Genomic DNA, 23,523 nt, shown 5'->3' with positions numbered 1-23,523 from the left:
AAACAAAAAAAGCTTGGTCATTGCTGACCAAGCTTTTTAAATTCTAGCGAGCTAGTTTACTGAGAGATTATAGAGTCTCAGTAAAAGTACGAGCGATTACATCACGTTGTTGCTCTGGAGTTAGCGAGTTAAAACGTACTGCGTAACCAGAAACACGAATAGTTAGTTGTGGGTATTTCTCTGGGTGTGCAACTGCATCTTCTAGTGTTTCGCGTTTAAGCACGTTCACGTTTAGGTGTTGGCCGCCTTCGATACGAGGAGCAGTTTCGATTGCAACTTCACGGCTTTCGTATTCACCTAGGTCGCTGATTGCGATAACTTGGTCTGCTTCGTAGCCAGCAGTTGCAGCAACACAACGAGCTTCATTTTTTTCGCTATCTAATAGCCAGATAGAGTTTAGTAGGTCGTCGTTTGCCGCTTTTGTAATTTGGATACCTTGGATCATCACTATCTCCTAGACCACTTACGTGGTGATTATTGGTGTTAATTTTCGAATTTTCGTTGAGCTGAGTATTATATAGCTAATATCCACTATTTTAATATTGATTTAAGTCAAAAAACAACCAAAAACATTATTTTTATTAAGGTAATTTTATTGAGTTAAATCAATAAAACCTTTGAAAACAAACTAATTACAATTTATTTGATAATATAAAAAATATTTAATAACTAATTTTGTTGTAAATTTACTACAAATTGAGATTAAAGTTTAAACTGGTTAACGCAACTATCTGTATTTAGGTAGCAATACTGAAAGTCTAAAGTGATTAAATGACAAACATGAAAAACAAGCTTGGGAATAAACTCATTGGTGCACATGTCTCTGCTGCTGGTGGGGTCGATCAAGCTCCGTTGAGAGCTCGTGAAATTGGCGCGAATGCATTCGCACTATTTACAAAAAACCAACGCCAGTGGGTGGCGAAGCCTTTAGAAGCAAAAACCATCAGTGCGTTTAAAGCGAACTGTAAAATGCTGGGTTTCGGAGCAGAACATATTCTTCCCCATGATTCTTATCTGATTAACTTGGGTGCGCCGGAAGAAGAAAAGCTGAATAAATCCCGCGCGGCATTTATTGATGAAATGGAGCGTTGTAATCAGTTAGGGCTGACTTTGCTTAACTTCCACCCGGGTAGTCACCTAAAGAAAGTCTCTGAACAGGAGTGCCTCGCAACGATCGCCGAGTCGATCAATCTTGCGCATAAAGCGGTGCCGAATGTGATCGCTGTTATCGAGAATACGGCAGGTCAAGGCACTAACTTAGGCTGGAAGTTTGAGCACCTTGCTGAAATCATCGAGCAAGTGGAAGATAAAGATCGTGTCGGCGTTTGTATTGATACCTGCCATACCTTTACGGCTGGTTATGACTTACGTACAAAAGAAGATTGCGAGCGCACCTTTGCAGAGTTCGACCGTATCGTAGGTATGCACTATTTAAGAGCAATGCATCTAAATGATTCAAAAGTAGAGTTTGCCAGCAAAGTAGATCGCCACCATTCGCTAGGTAAAGGAGAGATCGGGTGGGATTGCTTTGAGTACATCGCGAAAGACCCTCGTTTTGATGGTATCCCTCTGATTTTGGAAACAATTGATCCAGATATTTGGCAGCAAGAGATCAACACATTGCGTCAATTCCATTTAGCGGCCATTGCCAGTTAATGGCGTAACCACAAAGTTGGCACCTTTCTTTCTTAGTCATTGAACATCAATCTCTGAATTAGCAAAGAAGGATGCCAACATGTCTCGACCACTCTCTTTTACTCCTTATGCTTTCACTCGTCGCGTGCTTCGCTTACCGATGCCTAATCGTCACATTACCGGACAGGGGCATTTTCGAACGCCACAGAAGCATTAGTCTTTTATTACTTGTCTCAAGTTCGTGGTAAGTTTTTGTTTGTTTGAGTTTCGCTCGTTAGAATAGAAGCAAAATTTAGGACAGGAACTTTCCATGAATCAGTCACCCACTTGGCACGATGTGATCGGCGAAGAGAAAAAGCAGAGCTACTTTGTAGACACCTTGAATTTTGTTGAAGCCGAACGCGCCGCAGGCAAAGCTATTTTTCCTCCCGCAAAAGATGTCTTTAACGCGTTTCGTTTTACCGAGTTCAAAGACGTTAAGGTCGTGATTCTAGGACAAGACCCATACCACGGCCCAAATCAGGCGCATGGCCTGTGTTTCTCTGTACTTCCTGGCATTAAAACGCCACCGTCACTGGTTAATATGTATAAAGAGCTGGCGCAAGATATTGAAGGTTTCCAAATCCCTCAGCATGGTTTTTTGCAAAGCTGGGCTGAACAAGGCGTATTGTTACTCAATACGGTATTAACGGTGGAGCAAGGTAAAGCGCATTCACATTCAAAGACAGGTTGGGAAACGTTTACTGATCGAGTGATTGAAGCCATTAATCAGCATCAAGAAGGTGTAGTGTTCTTGCTGTGGGGGTCACACGCGCAGAAGAAAGGTCGTTTTATCGATCGCAATAAGCACCATGTGTTAGCTGCCCCACACCCATCGCCACTTTCTGCACATCGAGGCTTTTTCGGTTGTAAGCATTTCTCTCAAGCAAACCAGTTGCTTACATCACAAGAAAAAGCACCAATTAACTGGCATTTGCCATTAACGGTATAAATGAAGAGACAGCGATCATGGATGGTATGATCGCTGTTTTTTTGAGCACGCTCGAGGCTGATAGTAAATTTCTCATGTACACTTACTAAAAGTAGGTGTTAAGGAGAGACGCTATGATGATCGAAAGAATTCGACGCGAACATGGTTATATGGTTCGTCTGTTGGCGATACTGCGCCATAAGCTTAATGAGATAAAAAAAGAACGTGTAATCAACTATGCGTTAGTAAGCGAGATTGTTGATTACCTCTCTAATCATTCGGAGAAAGTACACCACCCGAAAGAAGATATCCTCTATCACCACTTTCTTGAACACTATGGTAAGCAACAAACCATGGAAAATTTAGAGAAAGAACATCTAGAGTTAGCGAGTAAAACCAGAGAGTTTTCATCCGTGATAGAGATGATCCTTCAGGATGCTGTTGTGCCACAAGACATGTTTGTCGCTCACCTAGAAGATTTCATAGAATCGCAAAGGCACCACTTGGAGCTAGAAGAGCGAAAAATTTTGCCTCTCATTGAAGAGTTATTTACCACAGAAGATTGGCAGCATGTCGAGAGCTTATGGAGCGTCAGTGAGGATGATCCTGTGTTTGGTGACACGATTGCTGATCGTTATAAGCAGTTGGCCGAACGTGTTCGTCAAAGTGATACTGAGTATGTTTAAGACTGAATGATGAAATCTGAGCGAGCGAAAGCCGTCTCTCGGGTTTGTGAGATACATTTCTTATTTATTGGGAATCAACCGAAAATTTAGTGTGCATATTTCTCGGCAAAAAGTACGGAAGATTCTCATTGAGTAATAATGGTATTCATACTTAAACCTTGGTACATAAACTCACGGTGTTTACGGTGACCGTAAACAAAAAACAAAAGGCACCTGTAAGGTGCCTTTTGTTTGAATTAGAGTTTAATGTCTTCCAAGTTATAATCGGTACAGACATCAAGTTCGCGCAGCTCTTTAAGCAAATTGCGTCTGTCGTTCATCTCTTCTATTTCACGCCACTTTCGCTTTACTGGTTTGGCACGAGATTTGGTTGTTGAGGTAGTATCCAGATTAAAAATGTCATCTAGTTGAAAGCCTTCCATAAGCCACCTTTACCTTTCTTAAGCTAAACTGTTGTAACCAGTCCTTGTGGAGTTTTTTAAGTACCACAATAGCCGTGAGAATAACCATGATATATTTCGCATTTGTGTCGGTAGCATGACATTTTCGTGCAAAAATATTCTCAAAATCACACTTTTTATTGCAACGATGTGGATAAAAAATGCACAAACGATCTCAAGAAAACGATTAAATAGAGAGATTTTCTATGTTAATTCGATTTGATGAATGGGTGCACTGCGCAAAGGTTAAAGTTGCATAAAATCAGTTTGATGAAATAGTGTTCAATTAGATGGTAAGTCACTAGCGTAAATTTATGTAACACCTTGTGAATACTAGCTTGTTCTTGTTTATACAGTTTACCATTCCATTTAATGAAGAATAATTATTTATGTTGGTGTTTGGTAATTGAAATGTTGCGCAGTTTGAGTGTTAAGTCTTCTATTTATGTTATTTTTTGGTGACTTTATAGTGAAAAATAACAATGTTATTCTTATTGTTGCATATTGATTTTTGCGCTCCTAGGTTGCATTATCCGCCCGTCAAAAAATACGCTGGTACGTAAAATGGATGCATGAAGCGACGTTTACGATTCTAGATTGCCCATAAACATTACTTAAAAAGCTAAGCACACTTTGACACTTAGCAGGCAATTTGGTGGATGGCTAGGACGCATAGACTGGCGCAACTCACTTTGAGGTACACATGACAGACTTAATCAATTTGATGAACGATCTCCTCTGGGGCTCGATTCTGGTTTATCTTCTTGTTGGTGTTGGTATTTACTTCACCGTTCGATTAGGGTTCATTCAGTTCCGCCATTTCGGCCACATGTTCTCTGTTCTTAAGAACAGCCGTAAAGCAGACAAAGCTGGTATTTCCTCTTTCCAAGCGCTTTGTACTAGTCTTGCTGCACGTGTTGGTACAGGTAACATGGCGGGCGTTGCAGTTGCATTGACTGCGGGTGGTCCTGGTGCGATCTTCTGGATGTGGCTGATTGCAATGCTTGGTATGGCAACATCGTTTGCTGAGAGCACACTGGCGCAGCTATACAAAACCAAAGATGATGATGGCAACTACCGTGGTGGCCCTGCCTACTACATGGAAAAAGGCCTGGGCATGCGTTGGATGGGCGTGTTGTTCTCAGTTTTCCTAATCATCGCTTTTGGTTTGGTATTCAACGCCGTACAAGCTAACTCAATTGCCAATGCAATGAGCAACGCATTTGGTTGGAATAACCTGTATGTCGGTATTGCCGTTGTTTTACTGTCTGCAATTGTTATTTTCGGTGGCATCAAGCGTATCGCAAGAGTTGCTGAGATGATCGTTCCGATCATGGCACTACTTTATCTAGCCCTAGCGCTGTTCATCATGTTCTCTAACCTAGAGAAATTACCTGATGTATTGATGCTTATCTTTAAGAGTGCATTTGGTCTGCAAGAAGCAGCAGCAGGTGGTCTTGGCTACGCAATTGCACAGGCAATGATTAACGGTATCAAGCGCGGTCTATTCTCGAATGAAGCAGGTATGGGTTCTGCACCTAACGCGGCAGCTTCAGCAACACCTTACCCACCACACCCAGCGTCTCAAGGTTACGTACAGATGCTAGGCGTGTTCATGGATACGATCGTTATCTGTTCTGCAACAGTGGCTATCATCCTGATGTCTGGTGAGTATGTCGGTCAAGCAACAGAAGTGACGGGTATCGAGCTAACTCAGCGTGCATTGAGCTCACAAGTTGGCGATTGGGGCGGCATTTTTGTTGCTGTGGCAATCTTCTTCTTTGCGTTTACTTCAATCATTGCAAACTACTCGTACGCTGAAACGAACTTAATCTTCCTAGAGCACAATCACAAAGCGGGCTTAAGCATTTTCCGCGTTATTGTTCTTGGTATGGTGATGTTTGGTGCACTAGCTTCGTTACCAGTCGTATGGTCGCTTGCTGACGTCTCTATGGGTCTGATGGCGATAGTCAACTTGGTGGCGATCATCTTGCTATCTGGCATCGTGATTAAACTGGCAAAAGATTACAACCGCCAGCTTGGTGAAGGCAAAGTGCCAACATTTGATGCGAATGACTTCCCTGAGCTGAAATCTCAGCTTGAAGAAGGCATTTGGTACAACGATAAAAAAGACTAAGTGAGCTATCACTCATAGTTGAAAGCTATTAGTACGATGTAAAAAGCCATGCAGACAATGCATGGCTTTTTTTGTACCCTATTAAAAACAAAATTAGAGAAGGGAAAGTCATGCTTATCGTAGTTTCTCCAGCGAAGACTCTTGATTACGAGTCTCCGTTAGCGACAGAAAAATTTACTCAACCTGAGTTGGTCGAATACTCAAAAGAGCTTATTGATGTTTGCCGCAAACTGACTCCTGCTGATGTTGCCTCTTTAATGAAAGTGAGCGACAAGATTGCCGATTTAAATGTGGGCCGATTCCAAGAGTGGAGTGAAACGTTTACCACGGAAAACTCACGACAAGCCATTCTTGCATTTAAAGGTGACGTTTACACAGGGCTAGACGCCGAAAGTTTATCTGAAGCGGACTTCAAATATGCTCAAGATCATCTGCGTATGCTATCGGGCCTTTATGGTTTACTAAAACCACTTGATTTGATGCAGCCATACCGTCTTGAAATGGGTACCAAGCTTGCAAACGACAAGGGTACGAACTTGTACCAGTTTTGGGGCAATGTAATTACGGACAAGCTTAACGAAGCGATTTCTGCTCAAGGTGATAATGTCCTTATCAACCTTGCATCAAATGAATACTTTAAAGCGGTTAAGCCAAAGAATTTAGATGCGCAAGTGATCACGCCAGTATTCAAAGATTGTAAGAATGGTCAATACAAGGTCATCAGTTTTTACGCGAAGAAAGCGCGCGGTATGATGGCGCGTTACATCATTGAAAACCGTGTTGAGAGCGTGGCAGACCTGACTAAGTTTGATACGGCGGGTTACTACTTTGTGGAAGATGAATCGACGCCAACAGAGTTAGTATTTAAACGTGAAGAGCAAAAATAAAGCTGATTGAGACGTAATCGACGTTAATCTCTATCAGCACAAACGAAAAAGGGTTGGCATTGCCAACCCTTTGTTATTTTCTAGCTTGAGCTACTTGGCTCCAACAAGATTACTTCTTCTTAGCGGTTTTCTTTTTCGCTACTTTTTTCTTGTCGTCTTTTTTCTTTTTCTTCTTAAACACAGGCTTTTTGTGTTTAGGACGCATCTCTTTCACGAAACGCTCTTTGATGTCTTCTTTCACGTAGCGCGCAACGCGATCCATCATTGGTTGGTCGTGTGCTTCTACGATTGAGATAGCGTTACCTTTCTTACCTGCGCGAGCCGTACGGCCAATACGGTGAAGGTAAACATCAGCCGTGCGCGGCATGTCGTAGTTGATAACGTGTGATACATCCGGAAGATCGATACCACGCGCAGCAACGTCCGTCGCTAGCAGCACGTTCACAGTACCATCGCGGAAGCGAGAAATCGCATTGTTACGACGATCTTGCGGCATTTCACCTTGAATCCAAGAACATGGAATCTGTGCACTTTCAAGCTGCGCTCGTAGCTCAGCCAAACGCTCACGAGTCTTTAAAAAGACGATAGTGCGCTCAGCTTGCTGAGTAATAATGTGTTTTAGTAATTCCAGTTTGTGTTCAGCATCATCAGCTCGGTGATACCACTGAGCAATTTTCTTACGCTCACGCAGCGGTGATTTTGCATCAATTTCTGCTGGGTCATTCAACAGATCAGCGGTAAAGCCTTCTACGCCTTTCCCTTCTAACGTTGCTGAGAACAGAAGGGTTTGCTTACGCCAGCGACATTCGTTAGATAGGCGATCGACAGTAGGAGCAAAACCCATATCTAGCATACGGTCTGCTTCATCAAGGATTAACCATTCGATTGCACGACAATCAAAACGTTCTGCATCAATGTATTCTTTTAAACGGCCAGGTGTCGCAACCACAATGTCTTGCGTTGTTGCAAGGATGTCGGCGTGCTCTTGGTACTGAACACCACCAGTGATGGTGAAAATGTTGAGTTTGGTATTTTTTGCCAAAGCACGTGCTTGATCGGCAATTTGCATCGCCAGTTCGCGAGTAGGCGTTAGGATCAAAATACGCGCAGGCCCAGGCTTACGACGAGGGAAGTCTTGCAAGTATTGCAATGCTGGCAGGACGAAGGCGGCCGTTTTACCAGTTCCTGTTGGCGCTGACGCTAGAATGTCACGACCGTCCAACGCTTGTGGAATCGCTTCTGCCTGAATTTTTGTTGGGCGTTCGTAACCCATCTCTTCAATGGCTTCAAGTAGGTTTTGGTCTAGATCAAGTTCAGCAAAGGTTCTGATCACAATGAGTTCTCCACAAGCAAAGCTTGGTTAATGGTTCGCCACAACAGCATAGAATACAAAAAGGTCGCACATTATAAAGTGATTGGTGATAAGGATCACATGTTATTTCACATCTTAAGATAAAACTCGCGGGTTAACTGGATGAAATCATCACTATAGCCGTCATTTGAACGGATAATTAAATGTGACGTCTGCAAATCGCAAGGTCGTTTTGACAGTTCAAATAACAGTCGGTGTACTGGTTTCTTTTCTGATGGTTGCACACGACAGATCCTCGATAGATACCAACCTTGGTTTAATGCTAGCTCAATGAACTGCTCGCCTTCGGTGATTGGCAACACAAAACTAGCTCTCCCTTCGTCATCAAGCAAATGATAGCAACGCTGTAGCAATGCGTTATGGCCTAGCGTATCAGTGTGCCTCGCGGTTGCACGTTGACTGTGTTTCGATTGCTCGCCGCTGTTGAAGTAGGGCGGGTTACAAATGATGCGTTGGAATGAATGTGTCGGCGTAAAGTGCAGTATGTCGGTGTGATGCACACTTACACGATCTGACCAAGGAGACTGGACCATATTTTTTTGCGCGGCAGCAACGGCTGTTAATTCGATATCGACCGCGGTTATTTGAGCTTCCGTAAAGCGTTGAGCACACATCAGGGCAAGCAGGCCAGTGCCAGTGCCAATATCGAGAATTTTAGCGTCGTTAGGGCTTTGAATCCAAGCACCAAGCATTACCCCATCTGTGCTGACTGGCATACCACTCTCGCCGCCCTCAATACAAAATTGCTTAAAATTGAAACCTTTAGTTTTCAGTTTTTTGTTCTTCATGATTGTTTTATATTTGCTCAATAATTAAGTGGATTACTCTATTGTTTATTAATTGTATAGATTGTTGTTTTGTTGGTTATTAAATTGTATTGTTAATTGATCGAGATAAAGAACTGGTCTGTTATTTGGATCTGGTTATATCCACTGCTTTTAAGTTTGAAAACTAAATTAATATGGTGTTTTTTTCTTAAAGGTTGCCAAATGATGAGTCTTTCGTCATTATGCGGCGAAAATTTTATAGATTGAACCACGTGTACTTATTGACTTTAGGTATACAAAAAGTGGTCTAAGCATACACAACATTCATTAATTAAAAGACAAGGGTTATCTGTGAAGCAGACGTTAAAACTAACAGATATTATCGCAGTAGGCTTTATGCTATTTGCGTTCTTTTTAGGTGCGGGCAATATTATCTTTCCACCTCTAGCGGGTCAGTTAGCGGGTGAAAACTTAATGCCAGCTATGTTTGGTTTCTTGCTAACAGCGGTAGGTCTACCTCTTATTACTATCGTTGCTATTGCTGTTGCTGGTGGTTCTTGGGATCACTTGACGCAAGATCTTCCGAAAAAAGCGGCAGTTCTTATGGCTGCACTGATTTTCATCATCATTGGTCCTGCGTTTGCAGCGCCTCGTACTGGCCTAGTGGCTTACGAGATGGCGGTGAAACCTTTCTTCCTTGAGGCGTCACAAACGCATCTGACAGCGTTCTCAGTGATCTTCTTTATCGCAGCAATGATGTTCTCATGGTTCCAAGGCCGTTTGATCGATCTCATCGGTAAAGTACTGACACCAGCATTGTTCGTTGGTTTGATCATTCTTGCTGTCGCTGTCTTCCTTGATCCTCAGGGCGATATGATTGGCGCGCACGGTGAATACCTAACGCAGCCTCTGACCAAAGGCTTCTTAGAAGGCTACAACACAATGGATACGTTCGCGTCATTGATGTTTGGCATGCTGATGGTTGATGCACTGCGCGGTAAAGGCATTACTGAGCGCTCTGCAACTACTAAATATCTGATCTATGCAGGTTGTATTGCTGCTGCTGGTCTTGCGTTTGTTTACATCTCACTATTTTACTTAGGTGCGACGAGTGCAACGGTTGCTGCTGGTGCTGATAATGGTGGCCTAGTGCTTAGCCAATACGTTCAAGCGTTGTTTGGTCCATACGGTCAAATCGTTCTGTCTGTCATCGTATTGCTAGCGTGTCTGACAACCGCGATTGGCTTGATTTCTGCGTGTTCAGATTTCTTCAGCTCGAAAACACCACTGTCATACAAGCAATGGGTACTGATTAATGGTTCTGTTTGTGCATTGGTTGCAAACGTTGGTCTTGCGCAGCTGATTTCTCTGTCAGTGCCAGTATTGTTTGCGCTGTACCCTGTGGCGATTGCGTTGGTTGCACTAACATTTGTGCGCAGCAAACTGCCGAATCCACGCTTTGCTTACCGTGCAGTACTGCTTGTATCTCTGCTGTTTGCGTTGGTTGATGCGGCAAAAGTATCGGGTATTGATGTTTCTGCGTTTAACATGTTGCCATTATTCGAAGTCGGCATGGGTTGGGTGCTTCCAACATTTGCGGCTATCGTGTGCATGTTCTTCATCGCGAAACCTCGCCCAGAGCTAGCACAAGAAACCGCGTAATCACTTCGCGTTATCAAGATAATAAAAAGCCCGATGAATTACTTCATCGGGCTTTTTACTTTTTAATGATGACGTGTTTGCGCTATTAAAGCGTGTCGTGGAATTCCACAAGAACTTGTTCACACCATTTTTCGATGCGTTCATCACTCAGTTCGTACTGTGAGTCTTCATCTAACGCAAGTCCAACAAACTTGCTGCCATCTTCGATCAATGCTTTCGATGCTTCAAATTCGTAGCCTTCATTTGGCCAGTAACCGATAAAGGTTGCGCCTGTGGCTTGCAATTCATCGTGAAGTAAGCCCATCGCATCTAAATACCACTCTCCGTAACCTTCTTGGTCACCCAGACCAAACAGCGCTACAACTTTGCCTTTCAGTGGTGTGGTCGCGATGTCTTGCCAAATCGCGTTCCAATCTTCTTGAATTTCACCAAAATCCCAAGTTGAGATGCCAAGGAGTAATAAGTCGTAGTCCGCCATTAGTGATAACGGTGTCTCTTTCACATTGTGAATGTCGACAAGGTCTTCACCAATAAGGGTACGAATTTTCTCTGCTGCCATTTCGGTGTAGCAGGTCGTTGAGCCGTAAAAGAGTCCGATTTTCATTATATTCGTCGTTATTTGTGTTGCTGTTGTGGAAGATTCTAACCATAAATTGAGGAAGATTGCAGCGAATATCCTATGTGGGATGATTTTTTATGGTATTGGATTGGCAGGTGCTTTAATCTAAATACTGTAAATATAAACAGATAAGGAAGCATTCATGACGGCACAACAGCCTGTCAATCAACAAGATTTTTCGCTTGTTGAGCAATTCTTAGATGCGATGTGGATGGAGCGTGGTCTATCAGAGAACACGTTGGCTTCCTACCGAAACGATTTAATGAAGCTGCTCGTGTGGATGGAAAAACATCGATACCGTCTTGATTTTATCAGTTTGTCTGGCTTGCAAGAATATCAAAGCCACCTTGTAGACTTAGATTACAAACAGACGTCCCGTGCGCGTATGTTGTCGGCTATTCGTCGTTTATTTCAATACCTGCATCGTGAGAAGGTGCGCGCTGATGACCCGAGTGCGCTCTTGGTTAGCCCTAAACTGCCACAACGTTTACCCAAAGATATTAGTGAAGAGCAAGTGGACGCGTTGCTCGAAGCGCCAGACCCGAATGACCCTATAGAATTGCGCGATAAAGCGATGCTAGAGCTACTCTACGCGACAGGGTTGCGTGTGACAGAGCTCGTCAGTTTGACCATGGAAAATGTTAGCTTGCGCCAAGGGGTGGTGCGCGTGACTGGTAAAGGTGGTAAAGAACGCCTGGTTCCTATGGGGGAAAACGCGGTCGATTGGATCGAGACGTTCATTCAACAAGGGCGCCCTGCGTTACTTGGTGATACATCATCTGATATTGTTTTTCCTAGTAAACGCGCAAGACAGATGACTCGTCAGACGTTTTGGCACCGTATTAAATACTATGCTTTGATAGCAGGGATTGATACTGATCAGCTGTCGCCGCACGTACTGCGTCATGCCTTTGCCACGCATTTATTGAACTATGGCGCAGATCTCAGGGTCGTACAGATGCTTTTAGGACATAGTGACTTATCGACCACGCAAATTTATACTCACGTGGCGACTGAACGATTGAAGCAGATCCACAGTCAACACCACCCAAGAGCATAACAATGGTTAGATTCATCCATGTCCTCTTGGAAAAACGATTTTACATTAAGGTGAATTTCATGAGCGTATTACGCCGACTAACTCTGCTGACTTTACCATTTTTTGTTACCGCTTGTGGTGCAGAAGAAAGTCAGGCTCAAACGGAGACTCCTGCGCAACAAGTGGCGCCAGCTGCACAAAGCGGCTTTGATGAAGCAGCATTAAAAACTAAGTTCTCAAAGCTTGGTTTATCTATCGTTGATATTCAACCATCAGACGTCGCTGGCTTATTGGAAATTCAAACCAATGGCGGGATCCTGTTTGCTTCAAATGATGGTAGCCATTTTATCGCCGGTACGCTTTATGCCATTAATGATGATGGCAGTTACAAAGATGTCATAGCAGAGCGTCAAGCGCCGCTTAACGCCGAGAAAATTGCGCAGTTCTCCGATAGCATGATCGAATACAAAGCCGACGATGAAAAGTACGTTGTGACCGTATTCACCGATATCACATGTGGTTACTGTGTGCGTCTGCATAGCCAAATGCAAGGCTATAATGAGCTAGGTATTACAGTGCGTTACATGGCTTACCCTCGCCAAGGTGCAACTGGCCCTGTGGCAGAACAAATGGCAACGATTTGGTGTGCTGAAGATCCGGCGTCGGCAATGCACAACGCGAAAGTGAATCGTACATTTGATAACCCTGCGAAAGACCTGAAACAGTGTAAAGAAACCATCCAGGCGCATTACAATCTAGGTCGCCAATTGGGTATTTCTGGTACGCCAGCAATCTTCTTACCGAATGGCGAAATGGTTGGTGGCTACCTACCACCTGCAGAGCTATTGAAACGTTTAAAGCAACTATAATCCATTAGGAGCAGAGTCGGCAAAGTTGTCGGCTCTTTTAAGCATGATAGAAATTCAACGACGTCCTGAACCTGATCTTTCCCTTCTTCCTGATTCCATTCCTCCGATTCTTAAACGTATCTACATCAACCGTGGGATAACGGATCTTTCACAATTAGAAACGTCGGCCCGTGGGTTGCATTCATATCAAAAACTCGGGGGGATTGAGCAAGCTGTCGATCTTTTGTTTCAGGGGATAAAAGAACAAAAACGCATCATCGTTGTCGGTGATTTTGACGCTGATGGTGCGACAAGCTCAGCATTATCAGTACTCGCGCTGCGTATGCTTGGTAGTCACAATGTGGATTACCTAGTGCCAAATCGTTTTGAAGACGGTTATGGGTTAAGTCCAGAAGTCGTTGACCAAGCCTTAGAGCTTGGCGCTGAGATGATCATGACGGTGGATAACGGCGTCTCATCAATCGAAGGCGTGCGTTACGCAAAAGAAAATGGCATTACTGTGCTTGTTACCGATCACCACTTGCCAGGACAAGTGTTGCCTGATGTGGATGCAATGGTGAACCCAAACCTTGAGAGCTGTAGCTTTCCATCTAAAGCGCTTGCGGGTGTGGGGGTCGCGTTTTATCTCATGATGGCACTATGCGTTCATATGCGAAAACACAATTGGTTTGCAGAACAGGGGATGCAAGAGCCCAAGTTGATGGAACTGATTGACCTTGTTGCACTGGGTACCGTCGCCGACGTCGTTCCATTGGATGAAAACAACCGCATTCTTGTACACCAAGGTTTGCAACGTATTCGTGCGGGCAAAGCGCGTCCCGGCATCCAAGCGTTAATTGAGGTCGCGAAGCGCGATGCGCGTCGTTTAGTTGCGTCCGATTTTGGCTTTGCTTTAGGTCCACGTATTAATGCTGCAGGTCGTCTTGATGACATGTCTTTCGGTGTTGAACTGCTGATGTGTAACAACATCCACGCTGCTCGTCGCATGGCAAGTGAATTGGATGGCTTGAACCAAACACGTAAAGAGATTGAAGAAGGCATGAAGCAAGAAGCGATGGCTTTCTGTGAGCGCCTTCAGTTTGGTGAAGGCAATGAGCTTCCTTATGGCCTAGCCTTGTTCCAACGTGATTGGCATCAAGGTGTGATTGGTATTTTGGCTTCGCGTATTAAAGAGAAGTTTCACCGTCCAGTCATTGCATTTGCTGATGGCGGAGAAGGGACGATTAAAGGCTCGTGTCGTTCTATTCCGGGGCTACACATGCGCGATGCGTTGGATTTCATCGACACGCAAAACCCGGGTTTGATCATCAAGTTTGGTGGACACGCCATGGCAGCAGGCTTAACGATTAAAGAGCAGGATTTTGAGCGTTTCAGTCGTTTGTTTGATGAAGTGGTAAAAAAGGAACTCGATGAAGCGGCGCTAAAAGGCGTGATCATGTCAGATGGTGAACTTAAGCCGGAAGAGTTCTCTATGCATGTTGCTGAACAGCTGCGATCGGGTGGCCCTTTTGGACAAGCTTTCCCAGAGCCAATCTTTGATGGTGAGTTTAAAGTACTGCATCAAAAGCTGGTGGGTGAGAAGCATCTTAAATTGATGTTAGAGCCGCTTTATAAAGGTCACCCTACCAATGTGATGATCGACGGCATTGCATTCAATGTTGATCTACGCCGATGGCCAGATGCATCGGTTAAAACAGTACGTCTCGCGTATAAGCTGGATGTGAATGAATTTCGTGGTAATCAATCATTGCAATTGATGATCGATCATATCGAAGCTAAGTAATACCTAGATTAACCTTTCTTATAGAGTACGGTTGCCCCGAAGTGGGTGTAAAATTTTATGACCGTGCTCTCTCTCACCGCAATCTGATTTCTCATCCGAAATTTTCCTGTATCTCGGTCACATTTTTCAGTAGAATTTCTCGGTTAAATTCTATTCTAAAATGTTGAGTAAACATGTTTGAAATCAATCCAATTAAAAACCGTCTGCAGGACGTGTCTCAGCGCACAAATGTCCTGAGGGGGTATCTTTGACTATGACGCGAAGAAAGAGCGTCTAGAAGAAGTCAACGCAGAACTTGAACAACCAGATGTATGGAACGAACCTGAGCGTGCGCAAGCACTGGGTAAAGAGCGTGCATCACTAGAAGCGGTTGTTGAAACCATTGATCAACTAGAGCAAGGTGTGGAAGATGTAGAAGGTCTTCTTGAGCTGGCTGTAGAAGAAGAAGATCAAGAAACATTTGACGAAATTGAACCAGAACTTGCTGAGTTGGAAGAGAAGCTAGAAAAGCTTGAATTCCGTCGTATGTTCTCTGGCGACCACGATAGCTCTGATTGTTACATCGATTTGCAAGCTGGCTCTGGTGGTACAGAAGCACAAGACTGGACTAACATGCTGCTGCGTATGTACCTACGTTGGGCAGAAGCGAAGGGCTTCAAAGCTGAAGTGATTGAAGTCTCTGAAGGTGAAGTCGCGGGTCTTAAGTCGGCAACAGTTCGCATCTCTGGTGAGTATGCGTACGGTTGGTTACGCACTGAAACGGGCGTTCATCGTCTTGTTCGTAAATCTCCGTTCGATTCAGGCGGTCGTCGCCATACGTCATTTGCTTCTGCGTTCATCTATCCAGAGATTGATGAAAACATCGACATCGACATTAATCCTTCCGACCTACGCATTGACGTTTACCGTGCGTCAGGCGCAGGTGGTCAGCACGTAAACACCACAGAATCTGCGGTACGTATTACGCACGTACCTACGAACACAGTGGTTCAGTGTCAGAATGACCGTTCTCAACATAAGAACAAAGATCAGGCAATGAAACAGCTTCGAGCGAAGCTATTTGAGCTTGAATTGCAAAAGCAAAATGCGGAAAAACAAGCTAATGAAGACGCTAAGTCTGACATTGGCTGGGGTAGCCAGATCCGTTCTTACGTATTGGATGACTCACGTATTAAGGACCTCCGTACGGGCATTGAAAACCGTAATACTCAAGCGGTTCTTGATGGCGATCTGGACAAATTTATTGAAGCTAGCCTGAAATCAGGTCTATAAAGCTTTTCACCGACAAAAACAGGATACATCGAAAATGACTGATGCTGTTCAAAACGAAACTGTACTAGAAGAAAATAAGCTGATTGCTGAACGCCGCGCTAAACTGGATGCAATCCGAAAGAGCTGCAAAGCGAACGGCCATCCAAACGACTTCCGTCGTGACGCACTAGCGGGCGACCTTCAGAAAGAGTTCGGTGAAAAGACGAAGGAAGAGCTAGAAGAGCTTAACCACGTAGTAGCAATCGCTGGCCGTATCATGGCTAAACGTGGTCCATTCTTGGTAATTCAAGAAACTTCTGGCCGTATCCAAGCTTATGCTGACAAAGCGGTTCAAAAAGTACTTAAAGAAAAATACCAAGGTCTAGATATCGGTGACATCATCGGTGTTAAAGGTGCACTTCATAAGTCTGGTAAGGGTGACCTATACGTGAACATGGAAGAGTACGAGTTGCTAACCAAAGCACTACGTCCACTTCCAGAAAAGTTCCACGGTCTAACTGACCAAGAGATGCGTTACCGCCAACGTTACGTTGACCTGATCGTTAACGAAGACTCTCGTCAAGCGTTCGTAGTACGTTCTAAAGTAATGTCTGCAATCCGCAACTTCATGATCTCTAAGCAGTTCATGGAAGTTGAAACGCCAATGATGCACGTTATCCCTGGCGGTGCGAGTGCGCGTCCATTCATCACGCACCACAACGCACTAGACATGCCAATGTACCTACGTATCGCGCCAGAGCTATACCTGAAGCGTCTAGTTGTTGGTGGTTTTGATCGCGTATTCGAAATCAACCGTAACTTCCGTAACGAAGGCCTTTCTCCACGCCACAACCCAGAATTCACAATGATGGAATTCTACATGGCGTACGCAGACTACAAAGATCTGATGGACCTAACTGAAGAACTACTAAGCTCAGTGGCGCAAGAAGTTCTAGGTTCAACGTCAATGCCTTACGGTGATGAAACGGTTGAGTTTGGTGGTACTTACACTCGTATGAGCATGTTCGAAGCAATCAAGCACTACAACCCAGACCACGCGCAAATCCAAGCGCTAACAGAAGAAGACCTACAAAACCGTGATCTAATGGTTTCTATCGCGAAATCTGTTCACGTTGAAGTAGAACCTTTCTGGACATGCGGTCAGCTTCTTGAAGAGATCTTTGGTGAAACAGCAGAACCTAAGCTAATGCAGCCTACGTTCATCACTGGTTACCCAGCAGATATTTCTCCGTTGGCTCGTCGTAGCGATGATAACCCGTTCTTTACAGACCGCTTTGAGTTCTTTATCGGTGGCCGTGAAGTAGCGAACGGTTTCTCAGAGCTTAACGATGCTGAAGACCAAGATGCACGCTTTAAAGCACAGGTTGAAGCGAAAGAGTCTGGTGACGACGAAGCAATGTTCTACGATGCAGACTACATCACTGCTCTAGAGCACGGCCTACCGCCAACAGCAGGCCAAGGTATCGGTATCGACCGTTTGGTTATGCTACTGACTAACACGCACACTATCCGTGACGTGATCTTATTCCCTGCAATGCGCCCGCAAGCGTAATTCGATAGGATGAGTAAAAAAACCACCTTCGGGTGGTTTTTTTTTGCCTTTTAGTTAAGGTAATTCAAGTTGTTGCACTTGCCTTTTAATGGGATATGCAAATAAACATTCGCCAAATCTCAATCTATTGCATAGTCTTAATACTGAGACAGACGTGAGGGGGCGGAGTCTCGATAATGTTACCCGCTCGCAAAGATAAGTTTGTGGCACAAAATTTCTATTAACAATGAAAAAGGGTTAGAGAATGGCTGGGCAGTTTAAGATGGATTCCATCCCGGGATCGCTTGTGGTAGTTGGCGGTACTTATGAGCCTTGGTTATCGGTACTGGAGCAAGTGGGCTGGAAGTGTCATCAAGTAGGTGACTTACGCAAAGCTAATACGCTGTTAGAAGATATTGGTCCATGTATCGGTATTGTTGATCTCAGCCATGACGAGTTCAGCTTGAATGGTTTGGCGAACTTAGTCAGCTCTCACAAACACGTACGTTGGTTAGCGTTTATTCGTGAATCTCAGCTTGGCACTGACACCATATGCCAGTTCATTGTTAACTTTTGTATCGATTTTTTCACAGCGCCGATCCCAGATGCACAGTTATTAAGCACAATAGGTCACCAGCTTGGCATGCTTAAATTGGAGAAAAAAGTTTGGCCTAGTTTTGGTAGCAGTTTAGATATGGGTTTGATCGGTGAATCTATCCCGATGAAACGTTTACGCGATCAAGTGAAGCGCATTGGTCCAACGGACGTCAGCATTCTGATTTCTGGGGAAAGTGGGACTGGTAAAGAGGCGGTTGCTAGGGCCATCCATAAAGTCTCTTCACGCTCTCATAAACCGTTTATGGCAATTAACTGTCGCGCACTCAATGAACAACGTTTCCAAGCTGAAGTATTTGGTATTAACGCCGATGAAGATATGGAAGCATGCCTGCTTGAACAAGCAGATGGCGGCACCGTGTTATTTAACGACATTCTTACCATTTCAAAAGAGCAGCAAATGAATCTGCTTAGATTCTTGCAAGAAGGCACCATTGATACCAAAGATGGCGTAAAAGCGGTTAACGTGCGTATTCTTGCTGCTAACTCGTCAGATGTTGAAAAAGCTTTGATTGACGGTGACTTCAATGAAGAGCTTTACCATTACATCAACGTTCTGCGCATCAATGTCCCTAGCTTGAAAGAACGTGCGAGTGACATCGCATTGCTGGCTCGTTTCTACTTACAAGAGTTCTCAAAAGAGTACAACTCGCAAGCAAAAAGCTTTTCTGAGGATGCATTCAAGGCACTGACACGTTATTTCTGGCCTGGAAATGTGCGTGAGCTGATGAACCAAGTGAAGCGAGCGGTATTAATGTCCGACAGCGTAATAATTGAAGAGCATCACTTAGATTTACCTCAACGTAATGACTCAAAGCACAGCTTGAAATCAATCCGTGAGAAGAGTGAGCGTGATGCGTTGCTGGTTGTTTTGGAATCTCATTCTGGTCAAGTTTCAAATGCGGCGAAAGAGCTCGGAGTTTCGCGTGCAACCATGTATCGACTACTTAATAAACATAACTTGATTTCCGAACAAGCCATGTAGTTGGCCTTTCCCTGTGTTAAATAGGCGAATAAATACAATAAAAGAGAGTGGCCACAGAGCCGCTCTTTTTATTTTTTGTTTGGTTTGATTTATAAAATCCGCAAATTTATATATTCCTCAGGTGAATATGTTATACATAAAAGTATATGAAACTAAATTGCGGTGTATTGATTTGTTTTTAATCAAAAAGGCAAAAAATGTTTGATATATATTCATCAAAGCTTACAATTTAACCGTAACTCAATGAGTTATACCTTTCATAAACGGATTAATTTTTAGCTAGGAGGCGCAAGATGAAACATTACGTTGTTAACACCACTGCTTGCGCTGATCGTATGCCTATCGCTCCGATAACCCTTAAATCGGATGATACCAATACCACTGGCTCACAAGATAAAAATTAATCCGTAACCTAATTTATGTTTACTAGGCTGCGGAAAAGTAGCGGCTTAGTATCAACAGAATATTTCTGTTCATTTTACGCACTATTTTTCCCAGTCGAATACATCGATAATCGGAGAAAATATTATGCGTCACTCTATTTACCTACAATTGGCCACTTTGCTATTGAAAGCAGACCTTAAACGCGAAGAAAAGCAATGGCAGCGCACCATACGCCGAACTGCTCATGATATTCCATGGACGAATGTTCATCTATTGAGAGATATTGGTTTAGATCGCGATGGTCGTTCTACACGTGCCAATGTTCCGGATACAGTTAAAGTTGAACGTCGAGTTCGTCACCTTCGTCGAGTTTTAACGTCGCGAATAATGACGTAATCGTTAGCGTGTTGGACTGACTGAGTTGCTAACGAGTCATTCAACACGCTTAACTTTTTATATGAAGTATGACTTCATTGGATAAACAGCTGATCTTGAAGATCAGCTGTTTTCGTTTGAAGGGAGCTTTACTGTTAAGGGCAAGGATTCGAGTAAGTTGTACCTATTGCTTGAATTTCAGTAAGTAGTTCGTCGCTAAGTTGCAAATCAATACTGTCGATATTGGCTTTTAATTGGTCTAGGATTGTTGCTCCGATAATGTTAGAAGCAACAAATGGACGCTGATTGACAAACGCGAGCGTCATTTGTGCAGGGTTTAGACCATGCTCTTGAGCTAAATTGACGTAAGCTTCGGTCGCTTTAACACCTTGTGGAGTGAAGTAGCGCGCAAAACGCTCCCACTTAGTACATCGAGCGCCTTCAGGTTTTGCCCCGTTTAGGTATTTACCACTCAGGCAGCCAAATGCCAAAGGAGAGTAGGCAAGTAACTGAACGCCTTCGTAATGGCTGATTTCAGACAAGCCAACTTCGAAGCTGCGGTTCAATAAGTTATATGGGTTTTGAATGGAGACAATTCTTGGCAAATCGTGTTTTTCTGCCAAACGCAGTAGCGACATTACACCCCAAGGCGTCTCGTTGGATACGCCGATATAGCGCACTTTACCTGCATTCACTAATTCAGTAAGCGCTTCCAACGTTTCAATTAACGTGACTTCTTCTTGTTTGTCAGGGTATGGGTAGTTGAGTTGACCAAAGCAGTTGGTTTGACGCTGCGGCCAATGTAGTTGGTACAAATCGACATAATCGGTTTGTAGACGATTAAGGCTGTCATCAATTGCTGTATGGATGTGGCGACGATTAAGGCTCATGTTGTCTCTAATGTGAGGAACATTGCGAGGGCCTGCCACTTTTGTTGCCAGTACTACTTTTTCTCTTTTGCCGCTTTTTGCCAACCAATTACCGATGTATTGCTCGGTGAGCCCTTGTGTTTCCGAGTTTGGCGGTACAGGGTACATCTCTGCGGTATCGATGAAGTTCACCCCATGATCGAGGGCAAAGTCGAGCTGTTCAAAGGCGTCCTTTTCTGTGTTTTGCTCGCCAAACGTCATAGTGCCGAGGCAGATTTTACTGATCTCAAGTGATGAGTGCGGTAGTTTTGTGTATTGCATATCACGTCCTTGAAGAGTTACCGACTAAATAAGTGACTCCAATATAGGGGATTTTTAGCCGCAATCGCAAATGATTTACGTATAAAGGAAGAGCAAACTCGAAAGCTACAGTTAGCCTAACTACACTTAAATGATCGTGTGAAGGAGGTATGTTATGCAGAAGCATCAATTGGACATGTGGCTACATGGTCCACATAAAGATACTTATAAAACTCCCAAAGTATTTGTGATTGGGTGTTCTGATGTCTCTGACTATCTTTTAGCTGTGGAGTACAAGCATCAACTTGAGCCGATTAAAGACGGTGAAGACCCGATACATTTTGGCTCTCTAGACTTAGTAAAAGAAGAACTATTGAGGCTAGGGGTCGATAAAGCGTATTTAAGGCTGCGCAATGCGTATGACGAATGTGGCACTGAAGAGGCAGCCTCGTACTGCGATATTGAGTTATCGCTCGTGACGCACTAAATAGCTGATATGGTTTTATTCTGGTTGAGTGTTAATGTAGTGCTTGAGTAAGATCTGTTCAGTAAACTGTGTTCTAAGGTAAAAGCCTCGGGGCAGAGTTTTCATCGGCTTACCATTTGAGTTGTATGCTTCGGTGAGCGCTTTTGCATTTGCGGCTTTAGGGCGAAGATGCAGCGCTTCTCCGTGTCTGGCGGAAATTTGATCAAATCTTCCCAAGACGATCATCTCCATTAACTCTTCCCAGTCATTTCGCAAAATCCGCTCTTCTTCTTCATCTGGTGACCAAATGAGTGGACTGCCCACACGTCTTTCAGCGAGTGGGATTTCTCGTTCTCCTTCTACGGGTACCCAAAGCACACGAGATAGCTTGTTTCGAACATGACTTGTTTCCCATGTAAGACCATGAACACCAGTGAGGGGAGCCACAGAAACAAAGGTTGTTTCTAAAGGTTTGCCAGAATAACTGATCGGAATACTTTTCAACTCGATCCCTAGTTTTGCGAAATCTTGTTGAGGTTTACTGCCAGCTGGAGCGCCCAAGTGCCATTCGAGTAATTGACCCACCCAACCTTTATCACGTTTTAAGTTTTCAGGAACAATCATATTCGCTTCGGCGGCCAACTCAGCAAAACTGAGTCCTGCCATATCATGCGCTCGTTCCAATAGCTCTGCTTCTGTTTGTGGTTCTGGTTTCATAGTTACAAGGTGGTATTACAAAAAATATAGTTTATCAAACTCCGACCAAATCTACTGTTTAAGATTTCACCGAGGCGGTGTAAGAACGATCAATTCATAACTTATCCACAGGTGGAGGAGGTATTGATAAGATCCTGACGGGGTCTGTATGAATAAACAGGGGTTAAAATGCATTTTTGGGGTTGATTTTGTTGTAATCATCTAAACGAATAGCAGGTAAGTGTGGATAAATAGCCTGTTGGTGGATCTTTGACCGATCTGAGTTTGGTGAAAAGATCATCAAGAAATTGAAGATCGAATTATCGTTATTTTTAAAAATAAATACTTTTTTATCAATGTTTTATGTTTGTTTTTTTGTTTGTTCATTTGTTTTTCATTTGATGGGATTGAACTGAATTACTCATTTGAATTGAATTCTTCACAAAGTTATTCACAGAAAAGGTGAATAAATGTGGTCAATGTCTCACTCTTGTGTTGATAAGGTATGGTTTGATTAAAAGATATCCAAAAATGGTGAAAAGGTAATAAATCTTGCTCATATCACATCAGTAAGTTTGCTAGTAATGGGGATATGTGGAAAAATCACGGTAATAAAAAATTTATTCATAGAGGTTAGCCAGTGATAGATGGCGATGGTTACCGACTTAATGTTGGTATTGTGATATGTAATAACCATGGTCAGGTCTTCTGGGCTAAACGATACGGGCAACACTCATGGCAATTTCCACAAGGTGGGATTGACGAAGGTGAAACCCCTGAACAAGCCATGTTCAGGGAGTTATATGAAGAAGTCGGTTTAACGAAAAAAGACGTTAAGATCATTGCAACAAGTCGTCATTGGTTAAGATATAAGCTACCAAAGCGATTGGTGCGTTGGGACTCCAAGCCTGTTTGTATCGGCCAAAAACAGAAATGGTTTCTGCTGAGATTAGAATGCGATGAATCTCGCATTAATATGCAACGCGGAAAATCCCCTGAATTTGATGGTTGGCGCTGGGTAAGTTACTGGTATCCAGTTAGGCAAGTTGTTTCTTTCAAGCGAGATGTTTATCGACGAGCGATGAAAGAATTTGCATCCTTAGCCATGCCTTTTCGAGAGAGAAAAGCGAAAGGGAAAAGAAAAAAGCAACGTAGAGGATAATC

General features: G+C 43.6%; 22 protein-coding genes. 15 read left to right on the top strand and 7 right to left on the bottom strand.

The features are described from left to right. Positions 1-67: 67 nt before the first annotated feature. Positions 68-445: an autonomous glycyl radical cofactor GrcA gene (gene grcA / locus R7Z50_RS16525; RefSeq protein ID WP_005381814.1), complete on the bottom strand. Its 378-nt coding sequence runs from the start codon at positions 443-445 to the stop codon at positions 68-70. Between the two features lie 326 nt (positions 446-771). Here grcA and nfo point away from each other — a divergent pair, with 326 nt between their 5' ends. From nfo to R7Z50_RS16510, 3 genes are all read left to right on the top strand, one after another. Continuing rightward, entirely contained in the window at positions 772-1,656 is an 885-nt protein-coding gene (gene nfo / locus R7Z50_RS16520; RefSeq protein ID WP_005382844.1) for a deoxyribonuclease IV, read from the top strand. A 289-nt stretch (positions 1,657-1,945) separates the two neighbouring features. Further along, a complete protein-coding gene (gene ung, locus R7Z50_RS16515; protein WP_005382846.1) occupies positions 1,946-2,626 on the top strand; it encodes a uracil-DNA glycosylase in 681 nt (226 codons plus the stop codon). Positions 2,627-2,739: 113 nt separating this feature from the next. After that, positions 2,740-3,291 carry a hemerythrin domain-containing protein gene (locus R7Z50_RS16510; RefSeq protein WP_005381807.1) on the top strand — a complete coding sequence of 184 codons (552 nt, stop codon included), beginning with the start codon at positions 2,740-2,742 and terminating at the stop codon, positions 3,289-3,291. A gap of 236 nt (positions 3,292-3,527) precedes the next feature. Here the strand turns inward: R7Z50_RS16510 and R7Z50_RS16505 are convergent, their stop codons facing one another. Next, positions 3,528-3,713 carry a DUF3545 family protein gene (locus tag R7Z50_RS16505; protein ID WP_005381805.1) on the bottom strand — a complete coding sequence of 62 codons (186 nt, stop codon included), beginning with the start codon at positions 3,711-3,713 and terminating at the stop codon, positions 3,528-3,530. A 721-nt stretch (positions 3,714-4,434) separates the two neighbouring features. On the opposite strand from R7Z50_RS16505, the gene R7Z50_RS16500 reads away from it, so the two are divergent. Both R7Z50_RS16500 and yaaA read left to right on the top strand, forming a co-directional pair. Continuing rightward, a complete protein-coding gene (locus R7Z50_RS16500) occupies positions 4,435-5,868 on the top strand; it encodes an alanine/glycine:cation symporter family protein (RefSeq protein ID WP_005381800.1) in 1,434 nt (477 codons plus the stop codon). A gap of 110 nt (positions 5,869-5,978) precedes the next feature. Then, positions 5,979-6,755, top strand: coding sequence for a peroxide stress protein YaaA (gene yaaA, locus R7Z50_RS16495; protein WP_062730737.1), 777 nt, complete (start codon positions 5,979-5,981; stop codon positions 6,753-6,755). 109 nt (positions 6,756-6,864) lie between these two features. Here the strand turns inward: yaaA and srmB are convergent, their stop codons facing one another. Continuing rightward, complete coding sequence (gene srmB / locus R7Z50_RS16490) at positions 6,865-8,088, bottom strand: ATP-dependent RNA helicase SrmB (RefSeq protein ID WP_005381797.1); 1,224 nt, start codon at positions 8,086-8,088, stop codon at positions 6,865-6,867. A 107-nt stretch (positions 8,089-8,195) separates the two neighbouring features. Continuing rightward, positions 8,196-8,915 (bottom strand): tRNA1(Val) (adenine(37)-N6)-methyltransferase, encoded by a 720-nt coding sequence (locus tag R7Z50_RS16485; RefSeq protein WP_206970473.1) that lies wholly within the window; start codon positions 8,913-8,915, stop codon positions 8,196-8,198. Between the two features lie 330 nt (positions 8,916-9,245). On the opposite strand from R7Z50_RS16485, the gene brnQ reads away from it, so the two are divergent. Next, positions 9,246-10,556, top strand: coding sequence for a branched-chain amino acid transport system II carrier protein (gene brnQ, locus R7Z50_RS16480; RefSeq protein ID WP_005381792.1), 1,311 nt, complete (start codon positions 9,246-9,248; stop codon positions 10,554-10,556). An 85-nt stretch (positions 10,557-10,641) separates the two neighbouring features. On the opposite strand, the gene fldB is transcribed toward brnQ, so the two are convergent. Then, the gene (gene fldB, locus R7Z50_RS16475; RefSeq protein WP_005381790.1) at positions 10,642-11,160 is read right to left on the bottom strand and encodes a flavodoxin FldB; all 519 of its coding nucleotides are present in this window, start codon (positions 11,158-11,160) and stop codon (positions 10,642-10,644) included. A 157-nt stretch (positions 11,161-11,317) separates the two neighbouring features. Here fldB and xerD point away from each other — a divergent pair, with 157 nt between their 5' ends. The 7 genes from xerD to R7Z50_RS16440 all read left to right on the top strand — a co-directional run bounded on the left by xerD (position 11,318) and on the right by R7Z50_RS16440 (position 20,049). After that, positions 11,318-12,235 carry a site-specific tyrosine recombinase XerD gene (gene xerD / locus R7Z50_RS16470; protein ID WP_005381788.1) on the top strand — a complete coding sequence of 306 codons (918 nt, stop codon included), beginning with the start codon at positions 11,318-11,320 and terminating at the stop codon, positions 12,233-12,235. Between the two features lie 59 nt (positions 12,236-12,294). Next, entirely contained in the window at positions 12,295-13,083 is a 789-nt protein-coding gene (dsbC, locus tag R7Z50_RS16465) for a bifunctional protein-disulfide isomerase/oxidoreductase DsbC (RefSeq protein WP_017635069.1), read from the top strand. Positions 13,084-13,126: 43 nt separating this feature from the next. Beyond that, positions 13,127-14,866: a single-stranded-DNA-specific exonuclease RecJ gene (gene recJ, locus R7Z50_RS16460; RefSeq protein WP_017635068.1), complete on the top strand. Its 1,740-nt coding sequence runs from the start codon at positions 13,127-13,129 to the stop codon at positions 14,864-14,866. A 173-nt stretch (positions 14,867-15,039) separates the two neighbouring features. Then, positions 15,040-16,138, top strand: a protein-coding gene (prfB, locus tag R7Z50_RS16455; protein WP_100068604.1) for a peptide chain release factor 2 whose coding sequence is annotated in 2 segments (ribosomal slippage) — positions 15,040-15,114 and positions 15,116-16,138 — 1,098 coding nt in all. Because the reading frame shifts where the segments join, the coding sequence is not laid out codon by codon here. Between the two features lie 34 nt (positions 16,139-16,172). Next, the gene (gene lysS / locus R7Z50_RS16450; RefSeq protein ID WP_005382861.1) at positions 16,173-17,690 is read left to right on the top strand and encodes a lysine--tRNA ligase; all 1,518 of its coding nucleotides are present in this window, start codon (positions 16,173-16,175) and stop codon (positions 17,688-17,690) included. A gap of 244 nt (positions 17,691-17,934) precedes the next feature. After that, entirely contained in the window at positions 17,935-19,269 is a 1,335-nt protein-coding gene (vpsR, locus tag R7Z50_RS16445; RefSeq protein ID WP_318149158.1) for a cyclic-di-GMP-binding transcriptional regulator VpsR, read from the top strand. 528 nt (positions 19,270-19,797) lie between these two features. After that, entirely contained in the window at positions 19,798-20,049 is a 252-nt protein-coding gene (locus R7Z50_RS16440; protein ID WP_065274191.1) for a DUF1127 domain-containing protein, read from the top strand. Between the two features lie 134 nt (positions 20,050-20,183). On the opposite strand, the gene R7Z50_RS16435 is transcribed toward R7Z50_RS16440, so the two are convergent. Further along, positions 20,184-21,218 (bottom strand): NADP(H)-dependent aldo-keto reductase, encoded by a 1,035-nt coding sequence (locus R7Z50_RS16435; protein WP_318149157.1) that lies wholly within the window; start codon positions 21,216-21,218, stop codon positions 20,184-20,186. A gap of 154 nt (positions 21,219-21,372) precedes the next feature. On the opposite strand from R7Z50_RS16435, the gene R7Z50_RS16430 reads away from it, so the two are divergent. Next, positions 21,373-21,684, top strand: coding sequence for a DUF6482 family protein (locus R7Z50_RS16430; protein ID WP_005381772.1), 312 nt, complete (start codon positions 21,373-21,375; stop codon positions 21,682-21,684). Between the two features lie 15 nt (positions 21,685-21,699). On the opposite strand, the gene mutH is transcribed toward R7Z50_RS16430, so the two are convergent. Further along, positions 21,700-22,380 carry a DNA mismatch repair endonuclease MutH gene (mutH, locus tag R7Z50_RS16425; RefSeq protein ID WP_017821501.1) on the bottom strand — a complete coding sequence of 227 codons (681 nt, stop codon included), beginning with the start codon at positions 22,378-22,380 and terminating at the stop codon, positions 21,700-21,702. Between the two features lie 619 nt (positions 22,381-22,999). On the opposite strand from mutH, the gene rppH reads away from it, so the two are divergent. After that, on the top strand, positions 23,000-23,521 hold the full coding sequence (rppH, locus tag R7Z50_RS16420) for an RNA pyrophosphohydrolase (RefSeq protein WP_005381953.1): 522 nt from the start codon (positions 23,000-23,002) through the stop codon (positions 23,519-23,521). Positions 23,522-23,523 lie beyond the last annotated feature (2 nt).

It is taken from the genome of Vibrio sp. 1249-1, assembly GCF_033340495.1.
This window is presented reverse-complemented; position numbering and strand designations above follow the sequence as displayed.

Excerpts from the sequence above, each read along its gene's own strand:
- R7Z50_RS16505 (WP_005381805.1), bottom strand. The coding sequence starts at position 3,713 with ATGGAAGGCTTTCAACTAGATGACATTTTTAATCTGGATACTACCTCA.
- fldB (WP_005381790.1), bottom strand. The coding sequence starts at position 11,160 with ATGAAAATCGGACTCTTTTACGGCTCAACGACCTGCTACACCGAAATG.
- xerD (WP_005381788.1), top strand. The coding sequence starts at position 11,318 with ATGACGGCACAACAGCCTGTCAATCAACAAGATTTTTCGCTTGTTGAG.
- R7Z50_RS16485 (WP_206970473.1), bottom strand. The coding sequence starts at position 8,915 with ATGAAGAACAAAAAACTGAAAACTAAAGGTTTCAATTTTAAGCAATTT.
- lysS (WP_005382861.1), top strand. The coding sequence starts at position 16,173 with ATGACTGATGCTGTTCAAAACGAAACTGTACTAGAAGAAAATAAGCTG.
- R7Z50_RS16510 (WP_005381807.1), top strand. The coding sequence starts at position 2,740 with ATGATGATCGAAAGAATTCGACGCGAACATGGTTATATGGTTCGTCTG.
- vpsR (WP_318149158.1), top strand. The coding sequence starts at position 17,935 with ATGGCTGGGCAGTTTAAGATGGATTCCATCCCGGGATCGCTTGTGGTA.
- nfo (WP_005382844.1), top strand. The coding sequence starts at position 772 with ATGACAAACATGAAAAACAAGCTTGGGAATAAACTCATTGGTGCACAT.
- R7Z50_RS16430 (WP_005381772.1), top strand. The coding sequence starts at position 21,373 with ATGCAGAAGCATCAATTGGACATGTGGCTACATGGTCCACATAAAGAT.
- yaaA (WP_062730737.1), top strand. The coding sequence starts at position 5,979 with ATGCTTATCGTAGTTTCTCCAGCGAAGACTCTTGATTACGAGTCTCCG.
- R7Z50_RS16500 (WP_005381800.1), top strand. The coding sequence starts at position 4,435 with ATGACAGACTTAATCAATTTGATGAACGATCTCCTCTGGGGCTCGATT.
- R7Z50_RS16435 (WP_318149157.1), bottom strand. The coding sequence starts at position 21,218 with ATGCAATACACAAAACTACCGCACTCATCACTTGAGATCAGTAAAATC.
- recJ (WP_017635068.1), top strand. The coding sequence starts at position 13,127 with ATGATAGAAATTCAACGACGTCCTGAACCTGATCTTTCCCTTCTTCCT.
- R7Z50_RS16440 (WP_065274191.1), top strand. The coding sequence starts at position 19,798 with ATGCGTCACTCTATTTACCTACAATTGGCCACTTTGCTATTGAAAGCA.
- dsbC (WP_017635069.1), top strand. The coding sequence starts at position 12,295 with ATGAGCGTATTACGCCGACTAACTCTGCTGACTTTACCATTTTTTGTT.
- grcA (WP_005381814.1), bottom strand. The coding sequence starts at position 445 with ATGATCCAAGGTATCCAAATTACAAAAGCGGCAAACGACGACCTACTA.
- mutH (WP_017821501.1), bottom strand. The coding sequence starts at position 22,380 with ATGAAACCAGAACCACAAACAGAAGCAGAGCTATTGGAACGAGCGCAT.
- ung (WP_005382846.1), top strand. The coding sequence starts at position 1,946 with ATGAATCAGTCACCCACTTGGCACGATGTGATCGGCGAAGAGAAAAAG.